Below are 15,888 nucleotides of genomic sequence, written 5' to 3'. Positions count from 1 at the left end.
GATGCCGGTCGTCCGCGCAATACAGCCAGCCGCAGCAAATGCCCAGAGCGGGCCCGAAACCGAGCGTCGTGAATAAGAGAGGCTAGGTGAGGCCAGCCGGCGCGCCGATCAAACCCGGCAAAGGCGGGCATGTTGAAGCCACGCAAGACGTCGTCGAAGAGACGGTTCACCTCGCGGTGAAGCGATTGCAGCGGATGAGTGTCCCGGTCCTGTTCGGCGCTGACCGAGACAGGCAGCCGGTTTTCCTGCCGGCTCCAGGGAATGAGATCACGAAAAGCCATGATAAGCATCTCCTTTCTGGCTGGATCCTGTCGATACCTGCCGGCACCTGCCGGCCGCCGCTGGCGGGAGGGACGAAAGCGGCGCCGGCAGGCCGGCGGCGGGATCAGGCAACTTCGCTCGCCTTCTCCTTCGCCTCGCCGATTTGGCGACCGTCCGGGGCTCCGCCGCCGATTTCGATTCGGCGCGGCTTCATTGCTTCAGGAACGACACGCCGGAGTTCGATCGAGAGCAGTCCATGTTCGAAGCTCGCCGCTCCGACCTCGATGAAGTCGGCAAGCTGGAAGCGTCGCTCGAACGATCGAGACGCGATGCCTCGGTGGAGATACTCTCCCTTGTCCGCATCATCGGCGCGCTTGCCGGTCACGGTGAGCTGGTTCTGCTGCGCCACGATCTCGATGTCGTCGGGTCTGAACCCTGCGATCGCCAAGGTGATGCGGAAGCTGTCATCGCCAAGCTTCACAATATCGAAGAGCGGATAGCCGTCGTCCTCGCGTGCTCCCGCCTCAAGCAGGTTGAAAAGACGGTCAAAGCCGACCGTTGATCGCCTGTACGGCGTAAAGTCGAAGTTGGTTCTCATTTCCAAATCCTCCAACGAAGCAATTTGGGCATGAGAAGCGTCGGTATGCGAGAGCCGACGCCCTCTATGTCCATCCGGACCCGGATGGCGTCCGGTATTGCAGAGCTAGTGAGGCCAAAGTTCGATTCAAGAGCCTGATCGCACGTTGGCGGTACCTCTGATCGAACCGCGCTGGCTTCCACGAAAAAGCGGATATTGAACCCGCTGCAGGCGGAGACGGAACCGCATCGCGATGGGGTAGCGAGGATAGTGACGCGAGCCTGCCTCTCGCGATGGGCCTGGTTATGCAATTGCGGGGATTGTTCGACCGTCAGCTATTACCGTTTGCGCGAGCCAAGCGATGAAGCTGCCGTCCCTCCAGTTCCGGTGCGTTACCACGAACCCGGGAGATGTACGCTCGGCCTGGCACCGCGTGGCCTCACGCGTCGCATCGATCGCCAGCCGCATGCGCCGGCCACCTACCGCGTTCGAGATGACCAATTCAATCAGGGTTCGTTCGTCGTCTGCACCCGGTCGGACGCGGTGGATCGCACATTCGACGCCGTGGGCATCCAGCGCCGCTTGAAGATGCTCGAGAGCGCGGAGCACATCCCGATCGAGTTCCGAACGAACGAGGATGAACCGTCGAGCATGGAAGATCGGGGCTGCGTACGCTTCGATCGCTGCGGCGCGACCGTCCGGCTCGCCTTCGAAGGCAACGAGCGCGAGGTAAGGACCCTCGATGTCGCTTTCGGTGCCGATCGTTCCTGTCACACGCAGCGGCGACATATTGGGGCCATAGAGCAATGGCGGCCGGACATCGGTGGCATAGAGGACGGCGAAACCGTGTATGGAATGCCCGTTGCGTGCGGTGCGCAGAAGGGAGGCGGCGGCCTCGCCATTATGTAGAGCGACCGGGTGCGTCCAGAAGTGTTCGGCAAGGCCCACGCCGGGAGCCACTTCGAAGCCGGCAGCGGCCGTCTTCAACGCTCCGAACAGGTCAACGATAGAGGGCTGATCGGGTGCGCGGGCGGGGGCTGGAATTTCATTGCAGCCCGCAGCGTCGATGAGTTCCTCCAGCAGGTTCGCCATGGAGTGGCGCGAGGATGCGGCCGCATGCCCGGGCAGCGGCGGCAGGTCGAGATCCGTTGTGAGCCGGAACAATGGGCGAGCGACCGGCGCGGCTATGGAGGCAGCGGAGGAGCGAAACTGGTCCAGATCCATCGCCACGCTCTAGCACAGCTTCATCCGCGCGTGAGAGAGGGAAGCGCCGAACAATGACAACTACGTCACTTTACCTTGCCCAGCGGTAAAGTGACACTGGTGGCAAAATCGCCAAATGACCGTCTTTGTGAGTAATTGGGGGATTCACATGAGTCTAACTTTGTGCTTGATTCGTTCCATGTTTCAGCAGGACCTTTTCGCACCTCCGCCCGCCCGCCGGACAATCGGAATACCCGATATCGTCCGCACGATCGCCGAACATTCAGCGCGTCCGCGCTACACCTTCATGGTGCTCGACCTTATTTCGCGGGTCGCCCGGGCGAATGGGCAGGCCGGGCCGCTCGTGCGCGATGGCGAGGCTCTGGTACCGATCCGTGAATGGCTGGCGACCGCGATCGCGCCGAGCGGGGCGCGGTACCATCAGCGTCGCGCGACCGCCGGCAAGGTGCGGGCGGCGCTCGCCGCGAAGGGCGAGCTGCCGGCCGACACGGCTGAAGCTGAACGGATCGTGGAAGCGCAAGTCAGCGAGCGCATTCGGGATACGGGCATGACGGCGATCAGCCGGGCCGTGTCCGAGCTGGTGCGGGCGGGTCTTATCGAACGCCACTATCAGGGTTTCCTGGTGGATCATGAGAACCGCGGGGCGCAGCGACATGCGGTCTATACGATAACGCCCGCCGTCCGGGCCGCGCTGCATCCCAACGTCGCCACGAGTGAGCATCAGCGAGACTTCTACATTCGCGGAATGCACGGCCAGCCTCGCGCGGCGGTGTCATGATAGCGCTGGAGGTTTGCCGCTCAAGCGTGACCAGAAGTCGACGTCAGTTTTTCCAGTTTGGCGAGGAAAAAGCGCTCACTCCACAGATCAAGCGACCTGAGTTCGGCCGGCCGCAGGAAACGCCGCACGTCGTCAGCGGCGGCCTTCCAGTCGATCTTCGCAATCGTGCTGCCCAGCGCTTCGTTCAGCCAGGGCATGTCGACGGCGATGTGATTATCTCCCGCCCAGGGACCGGCCTGGATGAGGGCATTGCGCAGGAGGGCCAGATTGAGCGTTACTCCCTTGGCGACATACCAGGAGAAATCGAACCAGTCCCGACCCTTGAGGAAACCCCGGCATAGCAAGGCATGAATCTTGAGAGCGAAATTGGACGGCAGATCCTGGTGCCGAACTTCGTGGTCCGCTGGAAAATCGAGATAGCTGGACGCCTCGCCCGAACCCGCAGGTGGGTTGACGTCGATCTCTAGCTTGATCCGGATCGTCTTTGGCTTACCAGCGCCCGCAAAAGACAGGTCGAGTTGGCTCGCGATGGAATCGTTCTTGATCAGCGCCTGGCGGATAGCCGTGTCCATCTTCGCCCTGGGCAGAGCATCGAGCTTCAGCCCGAACTGGCCGAACACCTCGATCAGGGTCTTGAGATAAGGCGTCCAGTCGAAGTCTGGGTCGGCCTGGCGCAGCAGGAAGTCGAGATCTTCCGAGAAGCGCGGTAGGCTGTTCAGGATGCGCAGGGACGTGCCGCCCTGGAATAGCGCGACGTCGAAGAAGTCGCCGCGCCAAAGGGCATAGAGCGCGATTTCCTGGAGGATTTCCTTGACCGCATTCTCTTCCTCTAGCGCATTGGCGGGATCGTAGCGGCGCAGTTTCTCCTGGATGATGTCAATCATGTGCTGAGCGGACCTTCCTGGCCATGACAGTGCTTTCGAGCGCGGCGAGGAAGCTGTTCACGGCCTTGTGCTTGTAGACCGGTTTCAGCTTGGCGAAATCCTTCCGTCGGAGCCCGAGGAGCATGTCCTCGTCGATCCGCATGCCATGGGTCAGCCACTCGATGCCCGCCCACTGCTGCTTGCGCAGGGCAACGAGGTCCAACAAGGCCCGCAGCGGCTGTGCGACGAAGGCGATGAGCTTGCCCATCTGCACGCGATCGACGCCGGCCAGGAACTGATAATCCGCGATAGCGAGCGGATGAAAGCTGAACGTGCCGAAGTCTGTCGTTTCAAAGCGGAGCGTTTTGCGGCCAGGCGTCACTCCCGCGGTCACAAAGACCGCTTCGGGGATCCAGCCATGATGGGCGAGCGCGCTTTCGAAAGAGACATAGCTACCCGGCATCAGACCTTGCGCAATGGCGAAGGGATGGATGGTTTCGGCCCGATAGCGCTTAGCCAGCAGGTAGGTGCCGCGCTTCACGCGGAGCAGGGAACCATCCTTGAGCGCCCGATTGACCAGGCCGTAGCGCCGGGCGTCTCCGCCGCCCAGCAGATTGCCGAGCTGGCGTTCGCTGAGGATATGATCGGCCAGACCCGCTGCCGTGATCTGTTGCGCCAGGGAGGACATGAAATTCCCGATACTTCCAATGTATGAAAGTTTCCAGAATTTTCTGACGAAGGGCGGGAAGCAGCGGAGGCACCCAGCATTGCTTAGTCTGCCCTTGATCCTGTCCAGAATATCAAACAGGAGGTTATCGCCATGAGCAAGCCTGTTACGCTCAATGTTCGGATCAGGGGCGCACTAGGCGATTTCGTCATGGCACATGTCGGCGCCGAAGGCTCCTACGAAAATGTCAGCGAATATGTCCGCGACCTCATCCGCCGGGACAAGGAACGGCTCAAGCCGAGCAGTTTGGTCGCCTCAAGGCAGAGCTTACGCAGGCATTCAATGCGCCGGAGGGCGGCTGGGCGAAATTTATGCCTGTACGCGACCGCTGGGGCGAGGCCCAAGGCGGATGCCTACATTCGCGGCCTCTTCGACTGCTTCGATCGGATCGCTAGGCGCGAAACGCGATGGCGCGCCATTCCGGCAGAATTCGGGGTCGAGGGCTTTTTCGGCCGCCATGAGCATCACTATGTCTTTTGGCGTTTCTGTCGGATGGATCCGTCGGGCATCGTGACCGTCCTGCACGCGCGTCGATATCGCGCTCTGATCAGCATTATCGGAAAAGCTTGTAAAACAGCCCCAAAAACCGCCCTCCCCGCGCGATCTGTCACTTACCATAATTGATCGTTATGGTAAGAACAAGTGCGCGGAAACAGCAGGGAAGGGCCAAAATGACGATCGCGAAAATGGCAGCGAAATCACGCGGCACAAATGTGCCGCGCCTTGTGCCGCATGAGCACAATGCCCGGCGCAAGGGCGCGTAGCAACGATGGCCGAAAAACCCGCCAGCCGTTCCGACGCCGAAATCGTGGTGGTCCGGACCAACGATGCCGCGCTGCCGACGCGATCGCCAAACGCGGATCCCGAGACCGTCGACATGCGGCTGCTGCGCACGATCGCCAGCATCGTTCCAGCGGATCTGCCGCCGATCAGCCAACTCGGACTCGAGACGACGCTGGCGGCCATGGCCGACGCGACAAAGGCGGCGATCGCCGCCGATCTCGACTGCTGGAGCGGCTGGTGCGGTGAGGAAGGCCGCTCACCGCTGCCCGCCGATCCCGAAGATCTGGTTCGCTATGTGAATGCGCTCGATGGCAGGGGCAAGAAGCCCGCGACGCTCGCGCGCCGGATCGCTAGCCTCGGCACGGTCCACCGCATGATGGGATTGGCGGGCGAAGCCGCGCCTACCGACGCACCGATGGTGCGCGCGGCGCTCAAGGCCGTCCGCAGGCGCAGAGGAGCCTTGCAGCGCCAGGCAGCGCCATTGCGGCTCGGCAAGGCACTGGACAGCCATGTCACCAAGGGATTCACCCTCGCTGCGCTTCTCGATGCCTGCGGCGGCGACCTGCAGGGGCTGCGCGACGCTGCCCTGCTATCGCTCGGATATGACGCGGGGCTGCGCGTAAGCGAACTCACGGTGGTCGAAGCTGTGCATATCGATCCCCAGCAGGATGGTTCGGCGACGCTGTTCATCCCCTTCTCCAAGACCGACCAGGAAGGCGAAGGCGCCTGGGCATGGCTGTCGGCCGAGACCATGCGGCGGGTCGGCGCCTGGCTGGAAGCGAGCGGTATCGAGGAAGGCCCCCTGTTCCGCAGGGTCGGAGTCGATCGGCGGCGCGTACGCGCCAGCGATTCTGAAACGGCGCTCGCCCGAACGACCTATTCCATCGGAACGGCGCCGCTGACACGCCAGGGCGTCAACGGCATCTACCGACGCGTCGCGCTTGCAGCATTCGAACTGGGATTGGTGAGTCTCCCCGCCAGCGAGTTGACCGCCGCGGTGCAGGCATTGTCCACTCACTCCCTTCGCGTCGGCCTGACCCAGGACCTTTTTGCTGCCGGAGAGGACGGCGCGGGAATAGCCCAGGCGCTGCGCTGGAGCTCGCCCGCTACGGCATTACGCTATGGCCGCAAGCTCGCGGTTCGCAGCAATGTCGCCGCCCGGGTCCTATCGCGCGTGCGCCGCTGACCACACTTACGCGTCCGGAATCACAGAGCTTCGGGGCGCGACAACATCATACGCGTTTTGAGATTGCCATCGGGCCTCCGATGAAGGTCAATGATGTGGCCGGCCCGAGGTGCAAAGATCATGAGTTCAGCGGCTGTCTCGTAGGATGTATTCGACCCGAAATAGCGCACCGGTCCGTGCCACTTCTGACCTTCGATGAGCCGGAGCCGGAATGTGCCCTGCGGCACCGGCACGCGAATCCGGTCATTTTTCGAGACATAGATCGAAATGGCGTGTCGGCCGGTGGTCGGGTCGATGAGCTGCACGACGGCATTGCTGTCCGCCGTCTCGACGGTGAGGAAGCTGCTAACGGGTTCGTGCATCGCCCAACTCGCCACAGTTACCGACCCTGATTCCGGAAATGGCATCGCCGCCTCGCGATCCGGCAGCCAGCCCGCCCGTTGAGCTTCGCCGTAGAGGGGGATCAGAATGAGGAGGAGGCTCAGGGCAAAGGGAATATATCGAACAGGGCTGGAACGCCTGGAGCCCCGCCAGCGTCCGCGTTGATAGTCGAAGCTTCGAATGGCCGGGTCGAACCAGGCGCCCTCCACGCGCCCGGCTCGGTCATTCCAGCGCGTGCTTCCGCTCCGCGCGCGCTGCCGCTCGCGCATATAGTCTCGATCGTCGATGCCCATGCGCGGTTATCCTCCGATTGCCCGAGGGGGCGCGTCGCCGCGGCGCTGAGTGAATTCCATGACCGCCTCCTTCAGCCCCACCCATCCCGCCGGCCTTCGCCATTGTCGCGCAGGTTGCGCCCGTCGAGCGCCGATCGGCGGATGCTGAGCTCCACTTCCCCGCCTTTGCGGGTGATCTGCACATCGCGCGGATCGAGATTGTTGCGCCTGGCATAATCGTCAGCCGCCTTCTCGCTGCCGAACTTGCCGGCCTGCTCAAATTCCCATGCCATCGTTTCGTCTCCTTCCTTTCGCCCCCGGCGCCGCGCCGGCGGCTTCATGCTACAAATCGAGGCCGAGGCTGCGCTCGGGCAGCGGCGGCAATTGTTCCGCCCGGTCGGGCTTCGGTTCGGGCTTCGCTGCCTGGTCCTTTCCGACCGGCGCTGCGGCGCCGGCGTCAGGGAGCGGGGGCAGGTCGTCAGGCAGCGGCGGGAGATCGGACAGGTCGACGCCGTCGATCGGGCCGGGATTGAAATCCTCGCGCGCCTTCGCGCCCTTGGCCATGTTCCCATCTATGTCGAGGCGGCCGACGGTTTCGAGCGAAGAGGTCTTGTTGCCCGGGTTCATGTCGAGCTGCCGTGCCAGCTTCTCCTTGTCGTCAACGATCATCGTCAGGCCGTCGCGCACGCGCGTCACGAGGACATTGAACAGGCGCTGGTTGGACAGGAAACGCTCGAATGAGGACATGACGCCGATCGCCCTGTCGGTTGTGATGCCTTGCGCCATATGCATGTTCAGCGAGTAGGCGAGGTCGAGGCGCGAGAGCATCGGATCGCCCATCGGCAGGGTCAGTTGCTCCTTGCCCGCCGTCTCTACCGTGACGCCGGAGCCGTCGACGCTCACCACCCGGGCGAGGGTGGCGTTGTGAAGCCCGCGGCCCTTGTCGTTCGCGGTCCAGCGGATGCGGTCGCCCTCGTGGATATCGAGCGGCTTTTTCTCGGAGAGCTGGAGCCGGTCCCGCTGCTCTGCCGGCGACAGCTTCTGCGGATCGAAGCGGATCCTGCGCCGTCCGTCTGCGAGGTCGACCTTGCCACTGGCATGGACCTTGAGGACATCGTATCGCCCGGCCTGGATGCCGACATCCTGCGCCCCGCCCCGACCCACCTCGAGGGTCTGGCCGGGGCGATAGGTCGACGCATAGCGCAATTCCTCGCGCGTCGTATTCACTCGATCATAGACTGTGAGCTGGAGCGCCTCGCCCTTGACGCTTCCTTCGGCGATCAATCCGGCTTGAATGCGCTTGTTGATAGTCTCGCGCGCGTCTCTGCCTGATGCGAATACGGCGGTCGCCTCACGCTCTTCCGGTGAAAGGCCGAGCCAACTATCGGCCGCGGCGGCGGCCGGATCCTTCTCTTCCACGATATGCTCGCCGAGCACCTTCATGGCGGCGCCCGCCTTTCCCACGTTCGCGAGTTCGGCGACAACCTTCAGCTTCTGCTGCTCTTCGGTTAGCGGCTGGCCCGGCTTCCCGATGCGGATATTCTGGGTCATCCGCACCATCGTCGCGCCGGCAGCCTGGATCATGGCGAAGGCCTTGCCCCAGTCGATCGAGGAGAGCTGCTGCCTGTCGCCGACGAGGACGAGCTTGTCGACGCCCATCGCCGCGCTGATCTGGTGAAGCTTCAGCATATCGCTTGCCGAGACCATCGAGGTCTCGTCCACGAGGAGCATGGTGCCGGCGAGCCTTTCCCGCGCCGCTTCATAGCGCGGCGTGTTCCGTTCGGCGATGAAGCGCTCGTGGGCGAGGACAAAGGAGGCGATCGTCTGGGCCTGGATGCCGGCGCCCTCGGCGAGATCGCCGACCATTTTGTTCTGGAACGCGAGACCCCGGATCGTACGGCCTTCGGCCTCCGCGACGCGCGAGACCGCCTGCAGCATCGTGGACTTGCCCGTGCCCGCCTTTCCCTGGATCGTGATCGTGCGATCGTCAGAGGAGAGGATCAGGGTCGCGGCGGCAAGCTGCCCGGGATTGAGTGGATGCTCCGCGACTGCCTGAAGGCGCGCGGGCGCGTCGGCAGCAGACAGGACGGGATTTGCGGCGCCATTGCCTTCCTTCACCAGGTCGAGGATCTTCTCCTCGATGCGCAGCGCCTCCTGGGTCGTCACCATCTTGCCGTCGCGGTCCGTGGCATGGGCAGTTCCCATCACGATCTGCCGATTCTGGACGAGCTGATCGATCCGGCGCTCGACGCTTTCGACGGTGACGCCTTTGAGACCGAGATCGAGCGCAGTCTTCGACACCATATGAAGCGGCCAGGCCGCCTCGCGTTCGGACAGGATGCGGACGGCCGATGCGACCGCGAGTTGCGTGCGGGCCTCTTCGGGTGACTTGACCGCGCGCGCGAGCGCATGGTCGACTAACGGGTCGTGTGGGCGAAGGAAATCGCCGAGCCGGCTGCGCGCGAGATCGATGGCATCGACGATCGCGCGATAGCCGCGCTCGAGCGGCCCGACCGCGGTCATCATGCCAGCACGCGCTTCCGCGGCCGCGCGCAGGTCCTTTCCGTCGAAACCGAGCGCAGCGGCCCGCTCGATCCAGCTTTGCCTGAGCGCGCCGCGATCCTCGACGTCGAGCTTGGGATCGCGGGTATTGATCGTGATCTGGTCGCGGCCCTTGTGGGATGTTATGCCGGTTTCGGCCGCCTTGTTGAGAATGTCCTCGCGCCGTTGGCTGAACTCCTCACGCGCGGCCTTTGGCACGCCGACGATCTCGAAGGTTCCGTGCTTGCCGCGAAGCTCTACAGTGTAGCCGATCTTCTCGAGCGCCGTCCGCAGGTAGCTGTGGTAAATCGCGCCGATGATGCTGTTGTGGCTCCAGATCTTGTCGGCGTGAAGGGCTTGCCACTTGCCATCGGGCATCTGCGTCATGTTGCCGATCACAGCGTGAATATGGCCCTGCGGATCGAGCGCCCGGCTGGTATCGTGCTGGAAGAGCGCATAGACGAGATTGCCGGTCTGGACCGGAACCTTGCGGCCGTCGACGTCGCGCCGGCCTTCGGCAAGGTTCTTTTCGACCCAGGCCATCGTCTGCTTGACGGCCGCCATGTTGGCGGAGAGCACGCGCTTGTCGCCGGCGACATAGGCCATCACCGACGCGGACTTCGGCATCGAAAAGGTAAGGTCGAGGCCGTGCCGGCGGTTCTCGACCTGGGCGACCCCTTCCCCGCTCGGCAGGAACCCGTTTAGAATCCCTTCGAAGGCGTCCTTCGACACCTCGCCAGAGAGACCAGCGATGTCGGCCCCTTCCCCTGCCCAGGCGCTGACCTCGGACGAATCCTCGACGGTGTAATAGTCGTCCTTCGCGAAATAATTCGCGGACCCGGCGGCCGAGCGGATCGGGGCGACGGAGAGCATCAGATGCCCATATCGAGATCGTTGTCGTCACGGCCGGCCGAGAAGTCCTGACGCAGTTCGGCGAGCGTCTGATCCTCGACCTGGGGCGTCCCCTGACCCTGCCGATGGCCATCGCTCCGATCGTCGCGATCCCGCGCCGCAACAGCCTGCTCGTCTGATCGGGCCGGTGCCGCGGGCGCCTTTTCGGCGCTTTCACCCTTTACCGATCCCTGATCACCGCGGTCGTCCGTGCCCTGCGCCGCCCGTGCCGCCGCGTTCCCCTCTTCTTCTGCTTCCGCCGACAATATCCCGGCGGCCAAATCCCGCGCGAGATTGGGAGATTCCAGAATCTCGTCGATCACCAGCAACGAGCCGTCCCGCCCGCCGGCTTCCCCTGCCCCATCCTCCTCGAACGCCCCTTCTCCGCGCCTTGATCGAACGGGTTGAACATTGGCGCGAGGCATGAAGCCCTCGGCGACAACGGGGTATCGTTTCCATTCGAGCTTGATCCGTCCTGCGGGGAATCCGTCCGGATATTTGACATATCCGTGAAGCGCCGGAAGGTTGGTGATGTCGTCGGGAAGGACAAGCGGTTCGACCTGCTTTCGCGGAGTCAGCGTCGAAGCGTCGCGCGTGTTGTTATAGCCGTAAGAATAGGCCTCATCCATCTGGCGAACCTCACGGTTTCCGATGTAGAGGGAGCATTCTTCGGCGGTCTTATATTCGCCGGTGGCGAGGATCAGCTTGGTGCGTGCTAGCGAAGCAAGATTTCGAGCGCCTTCTTCGCCGTAGACCTCGACGAGCTTCGGAAAGCTGTGGAGGCCGAGGAGCATTGCTCCGCCAAAATTGCGTGCGGTCTGAAGTCCCTTCTCGATGGCCGGCAGACGGTGGAGCGCGGCGAGTTCGTCGAACACGAACCAGGTGCGCAGACTGTTCGTCCGCGGCATCGACATGAGGCTCGTGATGGACAGGTTCGTCCAGAGCGTCAGGAGCGGACGGTTCAGCTCCAGGTCCTCATAATCGGAGGTGATGAAGAGGATGGCGCCGGGCCTTTTGTCGGCCGTCATCCACCTGCGAATGGAGTAAGGCTCGCCCTCGTCGGGGAGGAACCGCAGGACCTGCGCATTGGTATTGAAGACAGCCCGGATCGATTCCGCCATCCGTGCAGCTTCCGGGGCGGTCAGCGGGTCCGCGATTGTGTTGGCCAGATAGCGGTGCACGCGCTTCAGGTCGGCCGTCATCAGATTGTCGGAGAGAGCGAGATTGGTCGTTTGGCCGCGCTCGCGGAGCTTGATGCACATTTCGATGAAGAGAGTGCGCGCGGCGAGCGCCCAGAAGGGCTCGGACGATCCGCCGTCGGACGGAACGAGAGAGGCAGCCGCTGCCGTGAAATGACTGTAGCTCGTGCAGTCGTTGAAGATGGTCCAGGCGGGACAGCGCTGGTCCATCGGGTTGAGGATCGTGTCGCGTTCCGGGTCGTAGAACGCTTCGACGTAGGCGCCCGTGAGGTCGAAAACGACGGCGTTGTCCTGGCGCTGGCGCATCTGCACAATCAGATCGCGAAGCTGTGTCGTTTTCCCGGCGCCGGTCGTTCCGAATAGCATCGCATGCGACTGCTCGAGCCGATGGGGGAAAGGGATGTCGGCGAGCTTGTAGGGATGGTGGATTCCGGCTGCCTTGCGCACGGCGAAGGGAAGCGCGAGGACGTCCCGCGGCGACTTCCCGGGAAAGAGTTCGACCGCCTCGGTTTCGAACTTCTCGCGATTATATTCATTGATCTCGTTGAGAAGGATATCGTGGTCGACAAGCATGGCGCCGCGTTCATGCCGTTCCTGAAGGATCGCGCGGCCGCGTCGATGCGAGATGTCGATGAACCAAATGGTCAACGGAATGGTGATGAAGGCCGAGATGAGGAACGCGCCCAACAGTCCTCTCATGGCGACGGTCCATGCCCTGATCACCTCGGGGATGTAGGGGACTGCCGGCATCACGGTGCGAAGGACGTCTCCGCTGGGAAGCGTGACGTTGACGCGCTTGTTCGGATCGAGGTCGATCCAGTTCCACAAGGCCGAATAGAGCTTCATTCCGATGAGCTGGACGCCGTGCTCGTCGAGCTTCACGGCGAGGATGAGGCAGAAGGCTATGAGGAAGACAAAAAACCATAGCAGGAAGGGCAGCTTCGCGCCCGAGAACCACATCAGCATCTCGTGCGTGAGGAGCTGGCTTCCGCGCGTGAAATTGCCTGAGTTGCGCTGCACATTTCCGCGCGCGCTGTGATGAATGAGGGGGATGTTGCGCCCGTTCGATCGAATGTCCTTACGCGCCATGGTAGGTCTCCAGACGCTTGTCGGTTTCAGCGAGGATGCGATCGCGATATTCGGGGAATTGCTCGCGGATGATGATGTCGAGAGCGAGGTGCTGAAACTCGTTGATCCGCGCGAGCCGCCGCTGGCTTCCAGCGAGAATCTGGCCGGCTCCAAGGAAGGCGTCGACCGCGTGCCGGATGAGGTCTGAGGCGGTGCATTCGCGCTCGGCCGCGATCGCGACTAGACGGTCATATTTGCTGCGGTCGAGCCTGACCGTGCAATGCTTGTTGGGGGTCATCAAAACCAGGCCTCCTAGCAGGGAGGCTGGTGGGGTCTCAGAAACCTGCCCGTCTTATAGTTCAGCCATGCCCGCATGGCAAGAATTCTCGATCTGGCGAGCGGCCCGTGTTCTCGCGTAACACACTGAAATGCCCGCAAAATAGCGGTTTGCGTGTGGGCGCCACATGCGTCCCACAGGCGAACACGCGCGGTTTTCGCCTCATCTTCTTGAAAACGCGAAGAAAGCTCCTGCACCCTGGTGCGTAGGGTGTGCTGCTCTGTACCAGGGCAGATCTCCACCCTCGGGTCGTCATGTGACACAGATGGTCTGGGATGAAAAATGCCTTCGGCGGGGCGCCTCGCCGTCCTTTGGACGGAACGGCGTGCAAGGCGTGATTACGCGAAGCGAGACTGCCAGTCTGCGCGTCTTAGCGTTGTGAACGACGCTGATGGGATTTGTTTGCACGAGGAAAAGTGCACCGAAAAACATCGGCGACGTTCCGCTTTCGAGGCCGGTCGCGAGAGGCTATAGTGTCGCGGTTCATAGCCCGATCAGCGTGAACCAAGAGGCCCTTCATGGCACGCACATTGGAACAGGAAAGAGCCGCGATCGAAAAGGATGTCCGCAAGCTCGAAGAGCGGCGGCAAAGACTGGAAGAGAAGGAACGCGAGGCAGCCATTCAGGCCATCGAGAAGACCGGTCTTCTCAAACTCGAGACAAAGCGGCTGGGGAACCTTCTCGGCCGGATTCGGAGCCTCGGGATAGACGAAGTGGAAAAGCGCCTGACGGCGTGAACAGCCCCCGCCGCGAGCATGCTCGCGGCACGGACATGGAGGGCTCGATGCCCTCCATGTCCGTTCTGACCCCACAGCAAAAAAAGGGAGAGGCGCAGACGCGCCCCTCCCCATCTGTCTCAGAATTCGTCAAGCCGTCCGCCCGGCACGCTGTGGACGATCCGGTCTATGATCGTCATCGGCAGCGCGCCGTAATCGCCCTCGTCGATGGTGATGTAGCCGGCCTCCTCGTCCGCCACGACATGCTGGTCGAAGTAGCTGTGAAGCGCGCGGCGTTCGGCATTCGCGATGGCGGCGAAGAAGGCGGCGTTGTCGGCGGCGGCGCTGGTCGAGATGATCTGCATGATAGGCTCCTGTCGGTCTTGAATGACAGGAGCGGCGCGTCGGGCGGCCGAGGCCGGGTCAAGGATCGCGAAGCGACCGCGTGAGCGGCGGTGGGGGTCACGATTTTCTTCGGCGGCCGCCAACGCCGAAGGAGAAGCGCCGCGCTCGATCCGCCGAAGAAAATGGTGGGGCCCCACCGTCCTTGAGGCGGTCTCGGCCGTCCGACATAATGGGAAGTCTGTGAGAGATGTTTCCCCTCGTCGGGACGCTGCGGCAAGGCGTAGCGGCGTGCGGACCGACGGGTCCGCGCGGCACGCGAGCGAGCCGGAACGAGTTCGGCGATGGATGAGAAGAAGGGGCCGAGCGGATACCCGGCCCCGATGTCGTCAGGGATGCCGGCCGCAATGGCAAAAATGCTCATCGATGCCGCTGATCGAGCATAGGCCTGGACCGAAGCCGGCCGCCATGACCTCGGTATCGGCGATATAGCCAAGCTCGCTGGCGATCGTGATTGCCTGGGGCCGGAGCACCGGATCGAGCTTGTCGATGGCAGGCCCGAGCGCTTCTGTGAACCAGCGTTCGTACATTTGGTAGCTTCCTCCGGCGGTCTGGCGCATCATGGCTTTCGAAACGCGGCCCGCCTCGTCCCGAAACTGGGCCAGACTATCTGATTGGGCGGCTGCCGACAGCGGGTCATCTTGCGGAATGTGCGGCTGTGGTGGGCGGTGTTCGGCCGCGACCTGGTATGCCCTGCAGCAGTTCGAACAGCGGGCGCATTCATCGACCTCGTCATATTGCTCAGGATCGTAGAGCGTCGCGCAGTACGGGCAGATCGGAGCGTTGAACAGCGCCCGGAGATCGTCGGAAAGGTTGTCCATAAGAGCCTCCATCAGAATGATGCCGTGCTCCCCATCTCTCATCGATGAGGATGGGCTCAGCGGGACGCGGTGTTGAGGCGGTCAGGGACGGCATGGCCGCCGCGAAGCGGGCAGCGGGGGAACCGATTTTGTTGCCGGGTAGCGCAGCGGAGCGGCGGCAAAATCGGGGGGACCGCTGATCCTTGACGGCCGAGGAACACCCAGCGTCATGCTATGGCGATGAAGCCCCGTCTGATGCCGAGATGTGCGAACGCGTGCTTGCCTCCTGCCCGGCAAGTCGAGCGGGTAACCCGGCAGTAAATCCCCGGCGCTACTCCGGCGAACGGGGTGCCGCTTGGTTGGTCCTCGTCGCTGTGCTAGGCGCTTCGGCGTGCTGCAAAAACGGCAGCGCCGGGGCTTAAGAACCCTGTCGAGAACGGCACACGGTGTGATTTCACGCCGGGGTGCCTGCGCATATGTCCAGGAGCCTCGGCTCTAAAAGCGTAGGCGCATGTCTCGACGTGTTCTTAAGCCCCGGCTCCCGCGCCTTCGCGCGGGAGCGTTGGGCGGGAATGGCTCTCTCGTTTCCGCCTCGGCGGAGGCGAGGGGAAGTCGGATGATCAAGCCGGAAGATTTGGAGGCATCGGATCGACATTTCGTGGAGCAGGTCATGCTATCGATCCGAATGCTGCGCGGCGAAATTGGGCAAGGCGATGGTGGCGATGCGAGGATGCAGCGCGCTTATGCGCTGGTCTTGATGCGCGAGGCTCTGGGCGTGCTCGATTCGATCCGGGACACCAATTGCACCCCGCATTTGCAGATGGCGATCGACCGATTGCTGGGCGGCCCTCGCAATGATCTGTCGCGGGAAATTCATTGAAA

Annotated in this window: 16 protein-coding genes and 1 pseudogene; 5 read left to right on the top strand and 12 right to left on the bottom strand. The window is 62.9% G+C overall.

Annotation, left to right across the window (positions count from 1 at the left end):
- The 3 genes and pseudogenes from K7W03_RS13585 to K7W03_RS13575 form a co-directional block, all read right to left on the bottom strand.
- A pseudogene (locus K7W03_RS13585) lies at positions 1–281 on the bottom strand (hypothetical protein); the annotation flags it as partial.
- A gap of 104 nt (positions 282–385) precedes the next feature.
- The gene (locus tag K7W03_RS13580) at positions 386–859 is read right to left on the bottom strand and encodes an Hsp20 family protein (RefSeq protein ID WP_020818482.1); all 474 of its coding nucleotides are present in this window, start codon (positions 857–859) and stop codon (positions 386–388) included.
- 282 nt (positions 860–1,141) lie between these two features.
- Entirely contained in the window at positions 1,142–2,062 is a 921-nt protein-coding gene (locus K7W03_RS13575) for a hypothetical protein (protein ID WP_020818481.1), read from the bottom strand.
- Between the two features lie 178 nt (positions 2,063–2,240).
- On the opposite strand from K7W03_RS13575, the gene K7W03_RS13570 reads away from it, so the two are divergent.
- Positions 2,241–2,840, top strand: coding sequence for a hypothetical protein (locus tag K7W03_RS13570; protein ID WP_020818480.1), 600 nt, complete (start codon positions 2,241–2,243; stop codon positions 2,838–2,840).
- 20 nt (positions 2,841–2,860) lie between these two features.
- On the opposite strand, the gene K7W03_RS13565 is transcribed toward K7W03_RS13570, so the two are convergent.
- Both K7W03_RS13565 and K7W03_RS13560 read right to left on the bottom strand, forming a co-directional pair.
- Complete coding sequence (locus K7W03_RS13565; RefSeq protein WP_020818479.1) at positions 2,861–3,724, bottom strand: nucleotidyl transferase AbiEii/AbiGii toxin family protein; 864 nt, start codon at positions 3,722–3,724, stop codon at positions 2,861–2,863.
- Positions 3,717–4,391, bottom strand: a complete 675-nt coding sequence (locus K7W03_RS13560) for a type IV toxin-antitoxin system AbiEi family antitoxin domain-containing protein (protein WP_020818478.1) — start codon at positions 4,389–4,391, stop codon at positions 3,717–3,719. Before K7W03_RS13560 ends, K7W03_RS13565 begins: the two co-directional genes overlap by 8 nt.
- Positions 4,392–4,523: 132 nt before the next feature.
- Between K7W03_RS13560 and K7W03_RS27850 the strand changes: the two genes are divergently transcribed.
- Both K7W03_RS27850 and K7W03_RS13545 read left to right on the top strand, forming a co-directional pair.
- Positions 4,524–5,054, top strand: coding sequence for a type II toxin-antitoxin system ParD family antitoxin (locus K7W03_RS27850; RefSeq protein WP_063619123.1), 531 nt, complete (start codon positions 4,524–4,526; stop codon positions 5,052–5,054).
- A 145-nt stretch (positions 5,055–5,199) separates the two neighbouring features.
- Entirely contained in the window at positions 5,200–6,399 is a 1,200-nt protein-coding gene (locus K7W03_RS13545; RefSeq protein ID WP_020818477.1) for a tyrosine-type recombinase/integrase, read from the top strand.
- Between the two features lie 20 nt (positions 6,400–6,419).
- On the opposite strand, the gene K7W03_RS13540 is transcribed toward K7W03_RS13545, so the two are convergent.
- From K7W03_RS13540 to K7W03_RS13520, 5 genes are all read right to left on the bottom strand, one after another.
- Positions 6,420–7,073 carry a hypothetical protein gene (locus K7W03_RS13540; RefSeq protein ID WP_020818476.1) on the bottom strand — a complete coding sequence of 218 codons (654 nt, stop codon included), beginning with the start codon at positions 7,071–7,073 and terminating at the stop codon, positions 6,420–6,422.
- A gap of 71 nt (positions 7,074–7,144) precedes the next feature.
- Positions 7,145–7,345, bottom strand: a complete 201-nt coding sequence (locus K7W03_RS13535; RefSeq protein WP_020818475.1) for a hypothetical protein — start codon at positions 7,343–7,345, stop codon at positions 7,145–7,147.
- A 49-nt stretch (positions 7,346–7,394) separates the two neighbouring features.
- Positions 7,395–10,466, bottom strand: coding sequence for a MobF family relaxase (mobF, locus tag K7W03_RS13530; protein WP_020818474.1), 3,072 nt, complete (start codon positions 10,464–10,466; stop codon positions 7,395–7,397).
- Positions 10,466–12,772 (bottom strand): type IV secretion system DNA-binding domain-containing protein, encoded by a 2,307-nt coding sequence (locus tag K7W03_RS13525; protein ID WP_020818473.1) that lies wholly within the window; start codon positions 12,770–12,772, stop codon positions 10,466–10,468. Before K7W03_RS13525 ends, mobF begins: the two co-directional genes overlap by 1 nt.
- On the bottom strand, positions 12,762–13,052 hold the full coding sequence (locus tag K7W03_RS13520; protein WP_025160433.1) for a hypothetical protein: 291 nt from the start codon (positions 13,050–13,052) through the stop codon (positions 12,762–12,764). Before K7W03_RS13520 ends, K7W03_RS13525 begins: the two co-directional genes overlap by 11 nt.
- 554 nt (positions 13,053–13,606) lie before the next feature.
- On the opposite strand from K7W03_RS13520, the gene K7W03_RS13515 reads away from it, so the two are divergent.
- Positions 13,607–13,825 carry a hypothetical protein gene (locus K7W03_RS13515; RefSeq protein ID WP_020818471.1) on the top strand — a complete coding sequence of 73 codons (219 nt, stop codon included), beginning with the start codon at positions 13,607–13,609 and terminating at the stop codon, positions 13,823–13,825.
- A 119-nt stretch (positions 13,826–13,944) separates the two neighbouring features.
- On the opposite strand, the gene K7W03_RS13510 is transcribed toward K7W03_RS13515, so the two are convergent.
- Together K7W03_RS13510 and K7W03_RS13505 are read right to left on the bottom strand one after the other, a co-directional pair.
- Positions 13,945–14,169, bottom strand: coding sequence for a hypothetical protein (locus K7W03_RS13510; RefSeq protein WP_020818470.1), 225 nt, complete (start codon positions 14,167–14,169; stop codon positions 13,945–13,947).
- Positions 14,170–14,535: 366 nt separating this feature from the next.
- Complete coding sequence (locus tag K7W03_RS13505) at positions 14,536–15,027, bottom strand: hypothetical protein (protein WP_020818469.1); 492 nt, start codon at positions 15,025–15,027, stop codon at positions 14,536–14,538.
- A 595-nt stretch (positions 15,028–15,622) separates the two neighbouring features.
- On the opposite strand from K7W03_RS13505, the gene K7W03_RS13500 reads away from it, so the two are divergent.
- On the top strand, positions 15,623–15,886 hold the full coding sequence (locus tag K7W03_RS13500) for a hypothetical protein (protein ID WP_015460598.1): 264 nt from the start codon (positions 15,623–15,625) through the stop codon (positions 15,884–15,886).
- The last annotated feature ends 2 nt before the right edge of the window (positions 15,887–15,888 follow it).

The organism is Sphingobium sp. PNB, assembly GCF_019873065.1.
Lineage (GTDB): Bacteria > Pseudomonadota > Alphaproteobacteria > Sphingomonadales > Sphingomonadaceae > Sphingobium > Sphingobium fuliginis.
This window is presented reverse-complemented; position numbering and strand designations above follow the sequence as displayed.

Bases quoted from the DNA above. Each gene is read 5' to 3' on its own strand.
- K7W03_RS13560 (WP_020818478.1), bottom strand. From the start codon at position 4,391: ATGTCCTCCCTGGCGCAACAGATCACGGCAGCGGGTCTGGCCGATCAT.
- K7W03_RS13565 (WP_020818479.1), bottom strand. From the start codon at position 3,724: ATGATTGACATCATCCAGGAGAAACTGCGCCGCTACGATCCCGCCAAT.
- K7W03_RS27850 (WP_063619123.1), top strand. From the start codon at position 4,524: ATGAGCAAGCCTGTTACGCTCAATGTTCGGATCAGGGGCGCACTAGGC.
- K7W03_RS13500 (WP_015460598.1), top strand. From the start codon at position 15,623: ATGATCAAGCCGGAAGATTTGGAGGCATCGGATCGACATTTCGTGGAG.
- K7W03_RS13505 (WP_020818469.1), bottom strand. From the start codon at position 15,027: ATGGACAACCTTTCCGACGATCTCCGGGCGCTGTTCAACGCTCCGATC.
- K7W03_RS13575 (WP_020818481.1), bottom strand. From the start codon at position 2,062: ATGGATCTGGACCAGTTTCGCTCCTCCGCTGCCTCCATAGCCGCGCCG.
- K7W03_RS13535 (WP_020818475.1), bottom strand. From the start codon at position 7,345: ATGGCATGGGAATTTGAGCAGGCCGGCAAGTTCGGCAGCGAGAAGGCG.
- K7W03_RS13525 (WP_020818473.1), bottom strand. From the start codon at position 12,772: ATGGCGCGTAAGGACATTCGATCGAACGGGCGCAACATCCCCCTCATT.
- K7W03_RS13570 (WP_020818480.1), top strand. From the start codon at position 2,241: ATGTTTCAGCAGGACCTTTTCGCACCTCCGCCCGCCCGCCGGACAATC.
- K7W03_RS13545 (WP_020818477.1), top strand. From the start codon at position 5,200: ATGGCCGAAAAACCCGCCAGCCGTTCCGACGCCGAAATCGTGGTGGTC.
- mobF (WP_020818474.1), bottom strand. From the start codon at position 10,466: ATGCTCTCCGTCGCCCCGATCCGCTCGGCCGCCGGGTCCGCGAATTAT.
- K7W03_RS13540 (WP_020818476.1), bottom strand. From the start codon at position 7,073: ATGGGCATCGACGATCGAGACTATATGCGCGAGCGGCAGCGCGCGCGG.
- K7W03_RS13515 (WP_020818471.1), top strand. From the start codon at position 13,607: ATGGCACGCACATTGGAACAGGAAAGAGCCGCGATCGAAAAGGATGTC.
- K7W03_RS13510 (WP_020818470.1), bottom strand. From the start codon at position 14,169: ATGCAGATCATCTCGACCAGCGCCGCCGCCGACAACGCCGCCTTCTTC.
- K7W03_RS13580 (WP_020818482.1), bottom strand. From the start codon at position 859: ATGAGAACCAACTTCGACTTTACGCCGTACAGGCGATCAACGGTCGGC.